Source organism: Dinoroseobacter shibae DFL 12 = DSM 16493 (assembly GCF_000018145.1).
GTDB lineage: Bacteria > Pseudomonadota > Alphaproteobacteria > Rhodobacterales > Rhodobacteraceae > Dinoroseobacter > Dinoroseobacter shibae.
This window is the reverse complement of sequence record NC_009952.1, coordinates 377501-395070: the sequence shown is the minus strand read 5'-3', so window position 1 is coordinate 395070 and position 17570 is coordinate 377501. Positions and strand designations below refer to the sequence as shown.

The following is a 17570-nucleotide window of genomic DNA, read 5'->3' as shown; positions in this document are numbered from 1 at the left end:
ATGACATGTTTTTTCGATTCGTGCGACTCCGGCCTATATGGGCCTGGTTCCCCCGTCGCGAAGGCGGCCGATTTCATCGACGGATACGCGGCGAATTCCGGATGCGATCGCGGGCCGCGCGCCGATTTGAATCCATTTGAACGGGTCCGATTTGTCGTTGTTGCGTGTATCGGCGTTCGCCTCATTGTGCGGGACAATAAACAAGCCGTTTGCAATGTCCATTTTTTGGACATGTCCGACGACCCGTCGACCGTCCCGTTCCAAAGCCACCATGTCCCCCTTGTGCACACGCAAAAGACGCTTGGCCGCAGGGTGAGGACGCTTCTCGCCTTCGAGGGTATGGGCCTCGAAACTCGTGATGACCTGTGCTTCGATCTCTCCGTCCGGAAGTCGCCAGATCTCGAACAGGTGGTTGCTGCCGCCCTGGTAGGCCTTGATCGGGTCCTGCGCGGGCACGGGAACGCGCGCCTGCGCTTGCAGCGGCTTGATGATGCGCACCCGGCGGATGGCCTGATATGGGCCGGGCTTGGACGCGAAGTAGCGCAGGGCGTTCTCGAAATCCTTGCCGGTCTTGCCGCCAGTCGCCACGCGCAAGGCCTTTCGCAACTGCGGGTCGCGCACCTGGCCGCTTCGGCCCGGCTCATCCAGCAGCTGCGCGGGTTTCAAGCTCAGAAGATCGGTCCGGCTGGCAACGTGGATATCATCGACGATGGAATAGGCTGTCTCCTGGTGCAATTGCCCCGCGGTGCTGTCCCGGCCCTGTTTGCGGGCCGCGTGGTCGATGCGCCCGTGATCCGCGCGGTGGCTGACGATGATCCGATCGAGCCGGACGCGCAGGTCGTCGCGGAAGCCTTCCCAGGGCGGGGGTGTGTCCCGGGCGATCAGTTCCGCGGACTGGCCGGCTGCCTCGCCCTGACCCGCAGCGCGGCTGATCCGGTTGAGCAGGCCAGGGTCGGTTGCGGCGATCACGGCGGCATCGATGGCGTGATGGCGGTGGTCGGTTCGGTTCTTGGCCTTTACCGCGCCGCGCCCGGCATCGCTAAGCAGAGAGTTCAGGCCCCAGTGTCTACGGAGCATTTCAGTAAACCGACCAGGCACCACCCAGACGTGCCCACCCTTGGTGAAGAGCGTGTCGAGGTAGCTGCGAGAGATCCGGGCGAGGTATTGCGTGTCCTTTAGCGCCCGATCGAGGAACCCGTTTTCGCCCTCGAACCGCGTCATAGCATCCGGGGCGAAACGCCAGCGCTTGTTCTCGGGCAGGTTCTTCAGGTTGGCGGCGATGGCGTGCCAGTGCGGGGTATCGCCCCAGGCCTGCCATGGGGTCTGGTTGCGCTTCTGCCGGTTGGCTTCGCGCAGGCAGAGCGTCCGGTTGGGGAAACTGTCGTCCAGCGTGCGCGAATAGGGCAGGATGTGATCCACGTCGCAGCTGCCGTCGAAAATCATGGCGGCCGAGATACGCGTGCCCGTGTAGGGGCAGAACCGGCGCATCGCATCGTCGGGGTTCAGATCCTCCCACAGCCGCAGGAGCATCCGGTTGCGGCCATTGTCTTCGATCTCCAGCTCTTCGAGCTTTTCGCTCCGCTTCTTCGCCGCCTCGGTCGTGTCGCGGATACGCTTGATGTCGGCGCGCTTCTGCTCTTCGGACTTCTTGAGATCGCGGGCAAGCTCCACGACGATTTGATGGGGCTTGCCATGGGTTTCAATGATCCTGTTCACGAGGCGGCGAAGCTGGTTCAGGCCAATATGAACCGTCGGATTGGTGATCCGGCCGAACCGCGTGATGTCGTCGTCGTCGGGGTGGTAGCTGCCGGGAATGACGTGGCGTTCGAGCACTTCGCCGTAATAGGGCAGGCGGTCGAAGCATTCGCCGGTCCGCCCGTCGGAATGGTGCCAGCCGCAGGCCTTGACCGCATCGGCGTAGGTCACCACGTCCGCCGTAAGCTGGTAGAGGATACGGGTCGTCGCGGTCAGGCCCAGCCGTCCGTAGCCATCGGGCAGGGGGGCATGGGCCGTCGCCTCAGCATGCGCGCGGTCGAGCCCGTGTGCCTCGGTCAGCCAATCCACCAAGGCGGCATGTTCGGCATCGCTCTGCACTCGGCGGATGCGCGAGATCACCTCCCATTGGGCATCGGCATCAAGGATGGACCAGCGCGGGCCGAAGCGGTCCGGATGGGCAGGGCTGGCGCGCAACGGGTCGCAGGCGATGGCGTCTCGCACGCCGGTTTCCAGGGTGAACCGCTCACCATCGCGGAGTTTCAGAACCTTCGCCAGCGCGGGCAGTTTCAGGACCATCGACGAAAGCGATTTCGTCGGCTTCTTGTTGTCGAGCGCGTGGATGACCTGGTCGCGCTCTTCCCGCGTCAGGGGACGAGCCTCGCGCCCGTCCGCCGTGACACGTAGCTGGTTGACTGTCTCGTAGAGCACCCGGCGCTGTGTCAGGGGGTGCGCCTTGGGCAAGCGGGGGTCTTTCGGCGGAACCCCGTGATGGCCGGAGAAGAGGCAAAGCCCGACCTCGGGTTCTTTCAGGGGCCGCTGAAAGAAGATCTTTTCGAACAGCAGATCGCGCAGGGTCTCGGTCAGTTCCGGGTGATGGGCCCCCTGCGCGGCCCAGAGCTTGTGAAACTCCTCCTCCAGGTGCCGCCGGTCCGGGTAGAAATCATACCCGGCTTCTTCCTTGCCATCCGGCCCACCGCGATTGGCAATCGACAGGCGGGTGCGCACGCTGGGCACATGGCGCGGATCGGTCGCCTTCTGCCGGCGCTTGTGCAGGAACTCGCCATAGGTGCGGGCGCCGTTGGCCATCATCTCCATGTCGAGCCGCGCGGTCGCGTCCTTGATCTTGCCGCTTTCGTTGTCGCCCCGATCGGTCTTGCGGTTCGACTTGAAGCCCCGCCGCTGGTTGAGGTGAAACAGCGCGCGACCGAGATGGGGCAAGGGCAGGGGTTCGTCCAGCCCGGCGGCCCGCAGGGCGAAGGGATCAAGGGCTTCCAGCGCCTTCGCCTCGGCCGGGTCCGCGGGCATCAGGCCTGTCTCGGCAAGCACTTTCATCAGGGTGGCGCGCCGACGCAGATACCGGTCGCGGCGGCGGCGCATGGCACGGGCGGCCCGACGGTCCACGGCCAGCGATGCACCGGATTTCGGATCGCGCCCGTCGGAGAAGATACGCACGCCCCCATCCACGACACCGGTTATGCGGGCATCCGACCCGGCGCCGTCGGTTTCGTACAGCCACCAGCCGATTGAGCTGGTTCCTATGTCAAGGCCCAGGCGCATCGCTTATCTCCCTAATCGCCGAGAAGAATGCGAAGTGGAGGCGCGTAACGCAACTTGAAATTGTTTCCGGGCCGAGTTACTGTCTTTACGTTCAGAATTCGCGGTCGAGCCGTTAACAAGCTCGAAGAAGCACCACATTAAAACGCGTCCTGCGGGGCGCGTTTTCTTTTTTGCGCAGTTGAATGTTGGTCCACCGCTGCCGACGGCGTAATGAACTTACGTCAACCCTGATACCTTCGCATGCTTGTTTTAGGTCGCTGAGAAAAACTTTTTTCGCGCAGAATGCCCTTCATTTGCAAAGCAAATCCGGTTCAGCGAAAAAGGGAGGCCAGTCGCGGCTTAGCAGCCGGAGCCTCGTTTTCCGAACGGTCGCTTAATGCAGGTTTAGGTTCCGGCCATTAAGGTCGATGCGCGTGCTGGCGTGAGTTTGCTGGCATGCGGAAGACTTTGACCTGACACCAGCCCGCGAGGCTGGGCCGCAGGGAGCACTCTGGGCGTTTGCACGCCCGAGGGAGCACTCGATGACGATGGTCCGAATCTCGGAAGAGATCGGTGCACCTGTGCATTGAGTGAAGGCGTGCGCCTACACCACCTGACATTGTCACGAGCGGTTCCAATTGAGGAACTTATCGATGACGACAAGCACTGTCGCTCCCGAGGACCGTCTGTCCTCCCCTGATCTCTCTGCGCTGCTTTCTCTTGTGCGCCTTCTGGCGCGAGAGGCGGCACGCAATGACTTTGCAACTCGTTGCACGGGGAAGGCGGACCATGACTGATTGGCCGTTTCCGCCCAACGCCCCGTACCTGAGCGTCAAGGAAGTCGCGCAGGTTTTCCGGATCTGCCCGAAGACCGTCCGGCGCTGGATCGCGTCCGGTCAGCTCCCGGCCACGCGGCTGGGACGCGACTGGCGCATTGCCAGATCAGACCTGAGGGCGCTTGCCGCTGCTCGCGGAAAGACGGGTCTGGCCGATGTCCTCTAACGTCCTCTTCTGGGGCGGTTTTTCAGGCTGTCGGGAGAACGGATCCGACAACTTCGGCTTCAAAACCAAGCCCTTGGTTTCCCGAATGTCCGCAAGAGGGCCGCCATGGCCCCGAACGTCCCCCAATGTCCCCTACCCAATGATCAAAGAGGTATATCATGACCCACCATAGGTCTTTCAAACTGCCCACATCCCTGGCAGACATTCTCGAGGCCCTGGAGGCCCATCCTGATCCTGACCAGAAGCGCCAAAGCGCCAGGCAGTCAGCGATATCGCGCGTCTCCAAATATCTCCATCGCCCCCCATCGGATATTCCGACAGATATTCCGCAGCTCCGCCGCCTGCTCGAGACGTTGCATCCCGTCCGCTGTGGGGTCAAACCCAAATCGCTCAGCACGTTGAGGACCGATCTGGCCGCGGCGTTGCGGGCAACGGGCGTGTTGCAGGATCGCGAGACCGCCCAGCCTCTGACCCCGCCCTGGGATCGATTTCTGGCAAGCGTGCACTCCTCCCATCAAGTTTGGGGGCTGCACCGTTTCGCGCGGTATTGCAGCGCCCGGTCCATTCAGCCAGAGGACGTAAATACGGAAGTCGTCGAGGCGTTTCGCGCGGAGCTTGACGCCACCCTGCTGACCAGGGACCCGGACAAGCACGTCAAGTCGATGATCGACACGTGGAACCATGTGATCCGGAGGTCTGGACTTGATCTGCCGGTGTTGAAGCGCGCGCCCTCAACGCGCTACTTGGCACGCCCCCTCTCGGACTACCCGGCGAGCCTCCAGAAGGAGATCCAGGACTATCTCGACCGCGTCTCCCATAGGGATCTCTTCAGTGATGACGGCCCCGACAAACCCCTGCGCGAGACAAGCCTGCGCAATATCAAAGCGCATCTCAGACAGATTCTGGATGCGCTGATCTCTGTGGGCCATGAGCCGTCAGAGTTCACCCAGCTCGCCGAAGTGATCACGGCAGACAATCTCAAAACTGCCTTTCGCAAGATGAAGGCGAGGCGTGGCGGCGACGATATCCCTTCGGGGCTGGGCAATATCGCGGGAACCGCCATCGCCATCGCGCGGCACCATCTGAACGCGCCTGAGGAACAGATCAAGGCACTCAAGGCGATCCAAAAGCGGGTCGCAGGATCAGCGGTTGGCATGAGCTCCAAAAACAGGAAACGCCTTGCTCAGTTCAACAGTTGGGACAACCTCGAACAGTTGATAAGCCTGCCGAGTACATTGATGTCGCGCGCGCAAGAGCGGCCTCTCTCCCGCGACAGCGCGCTGGCAGCAATGCACGCTGCGGCGCTCGCTATCTTGCTAGGTTGCCCGATGCGGATCAAGAACCTGGCCGGACTTGACCTGGACAGGCACCTGCTCCCGCAGCGCTCCGGGACCCACACGCTCTACACGATCCGTATCGAGGGGGTAGAGGTCAAGAACAGTGAGCCCATCGAAGTCCGTCTGAACGCAGGCAGTTCCAAACTCCTGCATCGCTACATCATGCAATTCCGCTCGCAGGTTTCGCGCGCGGATGGACGCGCCCTCTTTCCCCGCATGAGCGATGGAAAGCCCCGTTGCCCCAGCAATTTTGGTGGCGAACTCACGCAACGCGTTCAACGGGAGACGGGCCTTTCGGTCAATCCCCACCTGTTCCGCCACGTCGCGGCCAAGATGTATCTGGAGGAGTGCCCGGGCAATTTCGAGGTTGTGCGCCGGTTGCTGAAGCACAAGCGCCTGCAGACCACGATGGATTTCTACGCGGAACTCAGCAACCAGTGGGCCCATGACCATTACGACAAGGTCGTGCTGTCCAAATGGAGGGGCAAGATCGATGTCTGACGCAATCCCGCTCGTTCTCCGTTTCTCTGACTGGCCTCAGGCGGATCGATCCGCCTGGGAGGACCTCTTCGCGGAAGGGGATATCTTCGACGGCACGGGGCCTTGCGCCAGCTGGTCGGAGGGCAGTCGCATCAAGCGGCGTCAGAGTTATGGACAGTGGCTTTCCTGGCTCGCTCGGCACCGCCCTGCCCTGCTCGAACATCCGCCCGCAGATCGCGTCACGCGAGATGCGGTGCGCGGGTTCATGGACGAACTTGAGGCGCGGGTTCAGATCGGAACGATCAAGAACCTGATCAATGACCTCTATGTCGTTACACGGGCGCTTCAGCCATCGACCGATTGGGGTTGGCTGAACACAGTGTCGAGGCGCCTGATGCACCGGGCAGATCGCAAAAGCCTGCCAGCAGCTCCGCCCCTCTCGGCCGGCGAGGTTCTCGCCAAGTGCCTCGCGGCTCTGGAGGAGGTCGAGACCTCCCGTCATACGAGCGAGATGAAGCGAGCGATCCGGTTCCGCGAGGCGCTCATGGTCGGCTTTCTGATTTCCCGGCCCGTGCGCCGCCGCACGCTGTTGTCCATGACCACGGATCGGCACGTCCGACGGGTTGGGACCGGCTTTGAGGTCCACTTTTCCGCCGAGGACATGAAGGACAAGAAAGACCGTTGGTTTCCGCTGCCAAAGGTCCTCGTTGGCCCCATGGAGGTCTATCTGACCACCTATCGGGTCAGGCTCTTGGGCGGTGCAGACACGAAGGCGCTTTGGATCAACCGATACGGGGGTGCCATCACGCCCGACGGTTTGTCGCGCCAGTTTCCCAAGGTCACCGAGCGCCTCCTCGGCCACGCACTGCGACCCCATGCGTTTCGCACCATCGCCGCGACCAGCATCGCCGAGCAGGACCCCGAGCATGTCAACATCATCCGCGACATACTCGGGCACGCGACCCTCGACATGGCCGAGAAGCACTATAACCGCGCCACTGGCCTGTCAGCCTGTTCCGAGTACCAGGACCTGGTTCAAGCGACGTTGAAGCGCCTCTCGGGGAAGCGGCCCAAAGTCCGCCAGACGTGACCGAGGCACCCGCCAGGTATCAATTTGATCGATTTTCCGTTGCAACGGGTTGCAATCGAAAGTGGAAGACAGGGCCCATCCCATGCCTATACTTGGATGGGCCCGTCTAGTGTACCAAACCGAAAGGCCCGACCCATGCGCGCCGCCATTTACGCCCGCTATTCCACGGATCTCCAAAGCGACAGTTCCATAGAGGATCAACATCGCCTCTGTGCCCGTTTGATCACCAGCAACGGCTGGAGGGAGGCCGAGACCTATTCCGACCGGGGGCTCAGCGGTGCGTCACATTTGCGCCCCGCCTACCAGCGTTTGCTGGAGGACGCGCGCGGCAACGCGTTCGATATCGTGGTCGCGGAAGGGCTCGACCGGATAAGCCGGGATCAGGAGCACATCGCGGCCTTCTTCAAACAGATGCGGTTCCAGGGCATTCCTGTGTTCACGGTGGCAGAGGGGGAGATCTCCGAGCTTCATATCGGCCTCAAGGGCACCATGAGCAGCCTGTTTCTCAAGGATCTCGCCCAGAAGACGCACCGGGGTCTGGAAGGCAGAGTGCGCAAGGGCAAGTCGGCCGGAGGCGTTACCTTTGGCTATGACGTCCTGCGTCAGATGCAAGCCGACGGGACCCTGGCCACCGGGGAACGGGCCATCAACCCGGATCAGGCCGAGGTCGTGCGCAGGATTTTGGAAGACTACAAGAATGGGCTCAGCCCGAGGGCGATCGCGAGCACCTTGAACGCGGAAGGTGTCCCAGGCCCTCGCGGGACATGGGGGGCCTCGACGATCTACGGCAACCACCAGCGCGGCACCGGCATCCTGAACAACGAACTCTATATCGGACGCCTCGTCTGGAACCGCCAACGCTTCATCAAGGATCCAGCGACCGGCAAACGCCAGGCCCGCCCAAACCCGCCAGACGCGTGGGTAATCGAAGACGTGCCACACCTGCGGATCGTGGACGAGGACCTTTGGGACGCCGTGAAGGCACGACAGCTTCAAACCCGGAATATGGCAATCAGTGACGGCATCAAGAAGCTCGGCCGGGCGAGGCGCGCCCGGCATCTGTTTTCCGGGATGCTCAAGTGCGGCCGCTGCGGTGGTGGCTTTGTTCAGGTTGGAAGCCAATTCTATGGCTGCGCAAGTGTCCGCAACAAAGGCACATGCGACAACCGATTGACGATCAGACGAGAAGACTTGGAGGCCCGTATCCTCAGCGGGCTAAAGGAGCAGCTTTTGCAGCCCGACCTTATCGCGGAATATGTCCGGGCCTACCAGGAAGAGTTCAATCGCCTTGCGGGGACGGTGCGCAAGGAGCGCGCCCAGAACGCGCGCAAACTCGCCGCCGTCAATCGACAGATAGACCAGATCGTCGATGCGATTGCCCAGGGGATGTTCCACATCAGCATGAAGGACAAGATGACGGCGCTGGAGGCGGAGAAGCTGCGTCTTGAGCAGGAGTTGCGCGAGACAGAAGAAGAGTCACCGGTCCTTATTCATCCCGGTCTTGCGGATCGGTATCGCGCACAGGTCGAGAGCCTGGAAGGGGCGCTGGCCGACCCGCAGAGATCAGTGGAAGCGGCGGATGCTATCCGCAGCCTTTTGTCGGAGATCCGTCTTGTTCCGGAAGCGGATGGCTTGACCATTGAGCTTGTTGGCGAACTTGCCGGACTTTTGGGTCTTGGGGGGATCCAGAATGCGAACGACCGCCCGAAGGCGGTCTGTTCGACATCAATGGTTGCGGGAGTAGGATTTGAACCTACGACCTTCAGGTTATGAGATCGCCTCTGAGCATTTCTACGGGCTGCGCTGAACTCCTCTGCTCTACCCTATCTTATTGAATCGAAGCATTTTTCATTGACCACTCGCACGCTGGCTTTCTACCTCTTGCGCACTGAAACGCCCCTCCGATCTTCCACCTTGCTTCCATGGATCGGGCCTGTTGCGGAGAGTTCGAATGCCAAAACTGACCAAGCGCCTTGTCGAAAGCCTAACCGTCGAAAGCCGTGATTACTTCGTGTGGGACGACGAGGTGAAAGGCTTTGGTGTCCGTGTCATGCGCTCCGGAACCCGCACTTATCAAGTCCAGTATCGCAAAGGCGGACGGACCCGTCGCGCCTCCATCGGTCGGCATGGAACCGTGACAGTCCAGCAGGCCCGGCAACGCGCCAAAGAGCTGCTTGGGGACGTGGCCAGTGGCGGTAACCCGGTGGAAGAGATCAGCCAGCACCGGCGCGCCTCAACCGTCGCGGCCCTCTGTGAACGGTTTTTCGAGGCTCATGTCATGGAGCGCTGCAAGCCAAGCACTCAGCGCGAGTATCGCCGATCTATCGACTTCTTCATTAATCCAGCCATAGGCACCTTCAAAGTCGTCGATGTCGAACGCCGCGATATCGCGGAACTGCACCACAAACTCAGAGACAAGCCATACCAAGCCAACCGAACGCTCGGTGTGTTGTCGAAGATGTTCAACCTGGCTGAAGTCTGGGGCCTTCGCCCGGATGGATCCAACCCTTGCCGCCATGTTCCCAAGTACCGCGAACGAAAACGGGAGCGCTACCTGAGCCAAGCGGAGTTGCGTCGGTTGGGCGAAGTGCTTGCTGACTGCGAACGGTCCGGTTCGGAAAGCCCCTATGTTGTGGCCGCGTTCAAGTTGCTGATCCTCACCGGCTGCCGCCTCGGAGAAATTCAGACGTTACGTTGGGACTACCTTACGCCCAACGGGATGGAACTGCCGGACAGCAAAACCGGGGCGCGGCGCATTCCTCTGCCATCAGCTGCCCGCGCAGTCCTGGACGCCCTGCCCCACGATCCCGGCAATCCCTATGTCATTGCGGGAAGGATTGAAGGCCAGCACATCACCGACTTGCAGCACCCTTGGCGGCGCATTCGCGATCTGGCGGGCCTGAATGACGTCCGGATTCATGATCTGCGCCATACCTATGCCTCAAACGCGGTATCGTCTGGGATGCCAATACAGATGGTGGGACGCTTGCTCGGGCATACTCAGCTTCAGACAACCATGCGCTATGCACACCTTGCGGATGATCCGGTGCGCAAGGCGGCAGAGGAAAACGCTGCAGCATTGAGTGAAGGGTTGGGACTGGGTTTGCGCGCAAGAACCACACCGCTACGCGTGGTCAAAGGATAGCAGGATGAGCTACTTGAATGGTCTCTTCGCGAACAAAGAGTTCCTTGCGCTTCTCCAGCTAGAAGAGATCAGAAAGCGGAAATACTTCTCCGAGGCTCTAAGCAGCTCAATAGAACGAGAGTTCGGAATTCCGTCAGATACCTCTTCCACCGTCTTTCTGAGCCTTGAATGCGGTGCGCTCCTTTATTGGAACCTGAGAAAACAGGATCATGCAAACAAGAAAACTGTGCGCAAGGACCTCGACCGTCTGACCCAAAAGGCATCGGAGCTCGCGGACATGCTGTCGATAATGACCGGCGAGGCTTGGCGGGCGATAGACAGCTTCCAACTCGCCCACGACCTTTCTCCAGCTCTGTATCCCGATCAGCGTGGTTCCAAATCTTCAGACGCGGAGGCCACACCACCGCGCCTTACCAAAGGGGATGTGGTCGATCTTGCTGCAAAGCTCTCCGCGCTCGCCGAGACAACAAAAATCGCAACAAGGATGGTCGGCAAAGGACGGGTGGGCCGACCTGAAGACGACGCGACGCTTCATCTGCTTCATGCAGCCTTTCAAGTATGGGAGGCCATTTTGCGCAGACCCTTCAAACTCGACTGGACAGGTGATTCCGAGCCGATCACCGATGCCGCTCGGTTCTGCGTGCGCATTGCCCAGGTGGTGGACCCGACGATCTCCTTCGGCCGCATCGCAAACGCGTCGCGCACGGTTCGCGAAAAAAGCATGGCTGTCAGCGACTTGGGTTTAACGCCCGAAATCATGAAACATTATCGCAAGCAGTTCGGATAGCGTCGCCCGGCTGCGCCTGCGTAACTCGTCGTCATTGATCCAACTAATGAGGACGAGACATGAGAGATCTCCTTGACCCTGAGCAATCCGGCCAAGCGCCCGCGTTCCTTGACGAAGTTGCGGTGGCCGACATGCTTTGCCAATCGGTGCGCACCATTCAGAAATGGCGTGTTACCGGGTATGGGCCCGCGTTCTACAAGCTCGGACGGTCGGTGCGGTATCGCCAAGACGAAGTTCTCGGCTGGGCGGACGCGCGCCGCAGAGCGCACACCTCCGAATGAGCGCAGCGCTTTCTTTCTCAGCATCTGTTGCCGCGTTCTCCAGGGGGAGTGGCCCCGGTGAAGTCTCAGTCCCGGAGGGACAGCCTCCGAGCGCAGATACGGTTGCGATAAGCAATGGTGCTCTCACCCTCTTATTCGGTTCGCCCGAGCGCGACGCGCGGCGGCCCGCCGCCAGCGCGCTCTGCGCTCGGAGCGGAGCGAGCAAGGGGGGGTCATGTAACACCCCCCTCCACGAATACGAAAATGAAAGACAGAGTATATGGGCGCAGAAATCCTCCACGTCGGGTTTGACGGCCTGAAGGTTACCGTTCAGGCGGATATTCCATTGGCTCTACAGAACCAATTCTCCCAAGCGAAGACCCAGTGTCGAAAGACGAACAGTGAATGCATCGTCCAGATTGGCGACACAGCCTTCTCAATGACACCAAAGGGAGCACGCGGGTTTGCCTGCCATACCGGAGACCTTGGTGCTGTCTGGATGTTCCAAGATCCACTTGATCGGGTTCCTCACAATCCGGGAATAATTGTCGACTTCCGCGCGTTCGGCCTGGCGACGGGTGGGCTCGGTCAAGCAGAAGACCACTTCCGCCGCGTGACTGAGGATCTCCGCATTCGATACTCGGATCAGCTCATGCGTATCTCTCGCGTGGACGTCGCCGTGGACATGCTTGCGCCCTGGTTTGAACCCGACCGCACCGCTCTCGTTGTTCCACCAGGTACCAAAGTCACGGAGTATACCGGGATTGATGAGACGGCCACACAAGCGACCGGCGCGCGCGTCACTGGCCTTCGTGCCGGAGCAGTGAGCAATCGCCAACTGGCGATCTATGACAAGCGGCTGGAGGTGATGAAGACAGGAAAGCTGGGCTGGCTAGAGATTTGGAACAAAACGCGCAATAAGCAGGGGAACGGTCCTCTAAACTTGCGTGAGCGAGACAAGAGTCTGGTCTGGCGGTTTGAGCTGCGCCTTGGATCCAAACAACTCCGCAATCAGTTCGAGCTCCACTCCTGGGATGATCTTCGCGCGGGTATCGGCGACGCCTATCGAGACGCCTTTAGCCGCATACGCTACTGTTCACCAACCCAAGACACCAATCGCTCGCGGTGGCCGTCACATGAGCTCTGGCGCAAGTTCTCGGACACCGTGCAAGAGAACCTCGCGGACCATAGTTGCGGCCTCGTGCCAACAGATATCATCTACGCAAACAAGCTCGCCAAAATCCGCCAGCTAGATGCCCAACTCATGGGCCTCTTTTTAACACGCGCCGCGATCTCGGATGTGCAAGAGACCGACCTACCAGCCTTCATGGAACGTCATGTTGAAGCTCTGCTTGAATACGCAAAGGACCATCCCCAAACCCTCGCTGAACGGCTGCAGAAGGCTGGAAGCAAGTACCGCTGGAATTGATGGGCGGGAAGCCGACCTTCGCTGCGGCGGGGCGGAATGGCAGGTCTGGGGGCGGACAGCAGACCGGCAGCTTTCGACATAGAGCAAGCCAGAGCAGCCTATAGACCTCGGTTGCGCTCCGGTCTCAGTGTTGCCCGAGACTTCACGGTGTCCGCTTGTGGTGCAGCATCCCAACGCTCTATCAACGTCGCCATAGGAACGGAGTGCAAGTGGTGTTCAGAGCCTGACATCAGCAGGAGCCGATTGATGGTGTTGTCCTGAAACCCTCCGAAGCGAAACGCTGTCGAAAGGCGCGCCGCAACGGCAGGGATTTTGGTGCTGGTGATCAAGGACTTCATCGAGTCCCGCTGCCGTCGGAAGCGTGCCGCGAGGTGTGCCTCGAAGTTCGGTTTCAGTTTGTCCGCGGTGCGAGCGGACGTGTAGGCGAAGGCAGCATGGAAAAGCGACTCCGTCCCACGAAACGAAGGATCGTCGAACACCTGGAGTATCGCTTGGTGACCGACCGGAAATTCGACTGGAGTTGATGAGATTTCACGCTGCAACTGGATCAGGGCGGGGCTGGTTCCGAGGTGCCGCCTAGCGAGCGCCGCGTCGAGTTCTCTCCAGCGAAAGGGACTGTCGGTCAGTATCTGCGCGCCGGTGGCCTGCGCCAAGTACATCGCAATTTCGAAGTTGGGTGCCATCTTCATTATTTCGAACTGGCCGCCCTCCGCGAACGGATCATTCTGAAGGATGGCCAGTTCGTCTTTGACCTTCATCTGTTCGATAATACCGACGAGTGTATCCGTTTCGATTGGCTCATCAACTTCAGCCGTCTTCAATATGCGCTCAGCAAGTGCTTCCTTTGGCCAGTACAGCATCGTGCGGCGCAGATCTTCCTGCATCACGGCCTCGAGCCTCGGGTCGTCCGAGGGGACGAATTTGATGTCATGGGAACGGGCCTGAGCCATGGCCATCATCTGGTCACGGAGGTGTAAATCAAAATCGCATGGATCCGGGATCAGCCTGACCAGACCGGCCTCTACGAGTGGCATGAGCTGAAAGAAGGTCATCAAGGTTTTGAGAGCTTCGCCTCGGTACTGACGAGGGTGCTCAGTAGGTCGCTTGTCCTTCTGGAGAGTCCGAGAGATTAAGAATGGGTTCTGGACAATGACCTCACCGAAATACAGTGGTGCCCCGAGCGCGAACTCAATGATCAGTTTGGGATGCAGCGATCCTGTATAGACAGAGCGCATCTTGCCATCCGGCTTCGGCAAGAGGGCCAGCAGGTCAGTCTCAAGCGGCCACAGGGCCTCGTAAAGGCGATACATCCGCGCGATCTTTTCATCGGTCATTTCGCGGCGGATCGTATCCCAATCCTTGGTCCCCAATTCAAAGAGCTGGGTCAGCGCGTCCATGAACATCATGTTGCGCTCACGAATACTCTTCTCTGTCCACGACGTGCGTAGGTGCACCGGCTTGTCCCGACAGCATTTCCCGAACGACAGGCCGGATCCACACGGACAGTAATCACGTGGCCGGGGCGGGGTCTTCGGCTCCTCCTTCAGCAGCCATTCCCGCGGCTTCTCGGTTCGCCCGAACTTGTCCTGATAGTAGACATCTCCGCTCTCAAATCTGGCATACATCTCTCCGCCGTATCGGTAGAGCTTGTCAGCCGGCGGCAGGAACGTCGTACGCAGGTCAGCCCAGGACTTGGAAACCACCTTTTCGGGGAAAATGTCCTCCCGGCTGGATCCGGCGACATACCGGTCCGCACGAGCCTTGATCACGAAGTTTACCTCGGCGACCTGTTCATCGGTGAGGTACCGATCCTTGATGAATTCGATCGTCGACACCATCGTAGATTGGTAGTTTCGCGCAAACGTCCGCTTCGCGTTGGGGCAAGTCTCGGGAGTCTTCGCGTATTCGAGGTTGGTCAGGATAAGGAGGTGATCCGGCCCCAACGGAAAAAGCGTCTGGGAGCCTTTGAGGGCGCTCGACGGATCTTCGGGATACCGGTTGCGTGCGTCGGACGGCGGTATGGCATGGTTGTAGACCGTGACAGGATGGTCGCTCAGGATGAACTTGGCTCCCGCCTGCTCTGCCGAGACGATCTCCCGGACTCCGGTGGTCCAGGTCGTAACGTTGAGCATGCGGATACTCTGCATCTCGGCCATTAGCTGGTTCTGGGCAACACCCGGCAACATCTCACCGAGCCGACCGATTTCCGGATACTGTTGGCGCAGCCATGCGAGACCTTTGGGCGTCCGCAACTTCTGAATGTCCAGGAATTCGAAGAGGTCCTCGAAGTGTTGATGCCAAGCACCTTGGTCATCGCCGCAGAAAGCCCGAACCGCGTCGGCACCTCGCCTGTCGATATCCCCGAAGAACATTTTCTCGATCTCATCGTTGACCTCGACCCCGAAGAACGTCGAATAGAGGTCCTGTGCGACAAACGCCCGCGACGTTGGTGAATCGAAAAGACAGCGCCCGCTGGCCAGCGTTCCGTCCCGCCGTTTGAAGGTGGGCGGTTTCAGGTCGAGGAGGAAATGCGTGGTTCTCCCGGGGGCGAAGAACCTTTCCTGATGCCATTGCGGGACATAGTGGTTCTTCCTGGTTACCGACATAAGTGCTCGCTGCGTCCGATAGGTGATGATCAACTATCCTGATGGGTTGATCGATTGACCGTCAACGTCCGCTAAAAAGAAAGTGGGAAGCTTGCCTAATATTTGGAATTGGGGGGCGAAGCCGCCATTGAATTGCCGACCATTGAGCGGCGGCAAAGGGCCGGTTCCCCCCAACCGCATGTGGTGTAACCTTTCCGTCACACGCCTCAGTTCGCGTTGATTGCTTCCACAGAGCTTCCACGGCTTCCGTTGTTGGAACGCAAAAATTGCGCCCTGAGGCGCTAAAAGATTGATCTAATGTTTGAATTTTTGGTTGCGGGAGTAGGATTTGAACCTACGACCTTCAGGTTATGAGCCTGACGAGCTACCGGGCTGCTCCATCCCGCGCCAAAACGAGAAGGCAAGTGCCAACTCGTGGAAATTCTTATCGCATGAGAGTTATTGGTTTTTTTCTAGGTTTGGCGGTGACCTACTCTCCCACGTCTTGAGACGCAGTACCATCGGCGCTACGGCACTTAACGACCGAGTTCGGGATGGGATCGGGTGTTTTGCTCGCGCTATGACCACCAAACCGAGGAAAAAACCAAGTGCGTTGCACTTGGGTTTTTCCTGGTTGGAGGCAGCGTTTCGGCGGAGCCGACAACGCGTTCCAACACCGCGGGTTATCCAGGTGCAGCGCTTACCACCTGATATTCAGGTGGGTCTTCACATCGGCGTCCAAGCCAAGTTCGTGTATGCTTTGATTTGTGTGTAGGGGCATTTGCCGTCTACTGGATCAAATCAAGCCTATCGGACCATTAGTACCGGTCAGCTGAGCGCATTGCTGCGCTTACACCTCCGGCCTATCGACGTGGTGGTCTACCACGGTCCTCAGGGATACCTTGTTTTGAGGGGGGCTTCCCGCTTAGATGCCTTCAGCGGTTATCCTGTCCGATCATAGCTACCCAGCACTGCCGTTGGCACGACAACTGGTCCACCAGTGGATCGTTCACCCCGGTCCTCTCGTACTAGGGGCAACTCCTCTCAAGTATCCTACACCCACGGCAGATAGGGACCGAACTGTCTCACGACGTTCTAAACCCAGCTCACGTACCTCTTTAAACGGCGAACAGCCGTACCCTTGGGACCTGCTCCAGCCCCAGGATGAGATGAGCCGACATCGAGGTGCCAAACGGTGCCGTCGATATGGACTCTTGGGCACCATCAGCCTGTTATCCCCGGCGTACCTTTTATCCGTTGAGCGATGGCCCTTCCACTCGGGACCACCGGATCACTATGGCCGTCTTTCGACTCTGCTCGACTTGTCAGTCTCGCAGTCAGGCTGGCTTCTGCCATTGCACTCAACGAGCGATTTCCGACCGCTCTGAGCCAACCTTCGCGCGCCTCCGTTACGCTTTAGGAGGCGACCGCCCCAGTCAAACTACCCGCCACACAGGGTCCCGGATCCGGATAACGGACCGCGGTTAGACATCAAGCGATGCAAGGGTGGTATCTCAAGGGAGGCTCCACAGGAACTGGCGTTCCTGCTTCAAAGCCTACCACCTATCCTGCACATGCATGGCCTGATGCCAGTGTGAAGCTGTAGTAAAGGTGCACGGGGTCTTTCCGTCTAACCGCGGGAAGCCTGCATCTTGACAGGCAATTCAATTTCGCTGAGTCGATGTTGGAGACAGCGGGGAAGTCGTTACGCCATTCGTGCAGGTCGGAACTTACCCGACAAGGAATTTCGCTACCTTAGGACCGTTATAGTTACGGCCGCCGTTTACCGGGGCTTCAATTCGGTGCTTGCACACCTCCTTTTAACCTTCCGGCACCGGGCAGGCGTCAGACCCTATACGTCGTCTTGCGACTTCGCAGAGCCCTGTGTTTTTAGTAAACAGTCGCCACCCCCTGGTTTGTGCCCCCCGCCCATAGTTGCCTACGAACGGGGCCTCCTTCTCGCGAACTTACGGAGGTATTTTGCCGAGTTCCTTCAACATCGTTCTCTCAAGCGCCTTGGTATTCTCTACCAGTCCACCTGTGTCGGTTTAGGGTACGATCTCATGGAGGGCTATTTCCAGGAACCGATCAGCGGCCCACCCAATCCGATAAGGGTGAACAACAGTCTCGATCCGTCACATCCTCCTGGCCCAGGAATATTAACCTGGTTCCCATCGACTACGCCTTTCGGCCTCGCCTTAGG

General features: G+C 59.6%; 10 protein-coding genes, 1 tRNA gene and 2 rRNA genes (1 of these 13 cut by a window edge). 8 read left to right on the top strand and 5 right to left on the bottom strand.

What is annotated here, in order from left to right:
• Nucleotides 1-33: 33 nt before the first annotated feature.
• Nucleotides 34-3273: a type II CRISPR RNA-guided endonuclease Cas9 gene (cas9, locus tag DSHI_RS02050; protein ID WP_012177079.1), complete on the bottom strand. Its 3240-nt coding sequence runs from the start codon at nt 3271-3273 to the stop codon at nt 34-36.
• Between the two features lie 768 nt (nt 3274-4041).
• On the opposite strand from cas9, the gene DSHI_RS02045 reads away from it, so the two are divergent.
• The 8 genes from DSHI_RS02045 (at nt 4042) to DSHI_RS02005 (ending at nt 12782) form a co-directional block, all read left to right on the top strand.
• On the top strand, nt 4042-4254 hold the full coding sequence (locus tag DSHI_RS02045) for a helix-turn-helix domain-containing protein (RefSeq protein WP_012177078.1): 213 nt from the start codon (nt 4042-4044) through the stop codon (nt 4252-4254).
• 158 nt (nt 4255-4412) lie between these two features.
• Complete coding sequence (locus DSHI_RS02040) at nt 4413-6092, top strand: site-specific integrase (protein WP_012177077.1); 1680 nt, start codon at nt 4413-4415, stop codon at nt 6090-6092.
• Nucleotides 6085-7161: a tyrosine-type recombinase/integrase gene (locus DSHI_RS02035; RefSeq protein WP_012177076.1), complete on the top strand. Its 1077-nt coding sequence runs from the start codon at nt 6085-6087 to the stop codon at nt 7159-7161. The genes DSHI_RS02040 and DSHI_RS02035 overlap by 8 nt, the downstream gene beginning before the upstream one ends.
• Before the next feature lie 135 nt (nt 7162-7296).
• Nucleotides 7297-8934, top strand: a complete 1638-nt coding sequence (locus tag DSHI_RS02030; protein ID WP_044027589.1) for a recombinase family protein — start codon at nt 7297-7299, stop codon at nt 8932-8934.
• A gap of 178 nt (nt 8935-9112) precedes the next feature.
• The gene (locus DSHI_RS21605; RefSeq protein ID WP_012177074.1) at nt 9113-10306 is read left to right on the top strand and encodes a site-specific integrase; all 1194 of its coding nucleotides are present in this window, start codon (nt 9113-9115) and stop codon (nt 10304-10306) included.
• Between the two features lie 4 nt (nt 10307-10310).
• The gene (locus tag DSHI_RS02015) at nt 10311-11093 is read left to right on the top strand and encodes a hypothetical protein (protein WP_044027585.1); all 783 of its coding nucleotides are present in this window, start codon (nt 10311-10313) and stop codon (nt 11091-11093) included.
• Between the two features lie 59 nt (nt 11094-11152).
• Nucleotides 11153-11374, top strand: coding sequence for a helix-turn-helix transcriptional regulator (locus tag DSHI_RS02010; RefSeq protein WP_012177072.1), 222 nt, complete (start codon nt 11153-11155; stop codon nt 11372-11374).
• Between the two features lie 259 nt (nt 11375-11633).
• Nucleotides 11634-12782, top strand: a complete 1149-nt coding sequence (locus DSHI_RS02005) for a hypothetical protein (protein ID WP_012177071.1) — start codon at nt 11634-11636, stop codon at nt 12780-12782.
• Between the two features lie 98 nt (nt 12783-12880).
• Here DSHI_RS02005 and DSHI_RS02000 read toward each other — a convergent pair whose 3' ends face one another.
• From DSHI_RS02000 to DSHI_RS01985, 4 genes are all read right to left on the bottom strand, one after another.
• Nucleotides 12881-15421, bottom strand: a complete 2541-nt coding sequence (locus DSHI_RS02000) for a DUF4238 domain-containing protein (RefSeq protein ID WP_203426301.1) — start codon at nt 15419-15421, stop codon at nt 12881-12883.
• Between the two features lie 277 nt (nt 15422-15698).
• Nucleotides 15699-15775: transfer RNA gene (locus DSHI_RS01995), tRNA-Met, on the bottom strand.
• A 69-nt stretch (nt 15776-15844) separates the two neighbouring features.
• Nucleotides 15845-15959: ribosomal RNA gene (rrf, locus tag DSHI_RS01990) — 5S ribosomal RNA — on the bottom strand.
• Nucleotides 15960-16164: 205 nt separating this feature from the next.
• Nucleotides 16165-17570 (bottom strand): 23S ribosomal RNA (locus tag DSHI_RS01985) (it continues 1493 nt past the right edge of the window).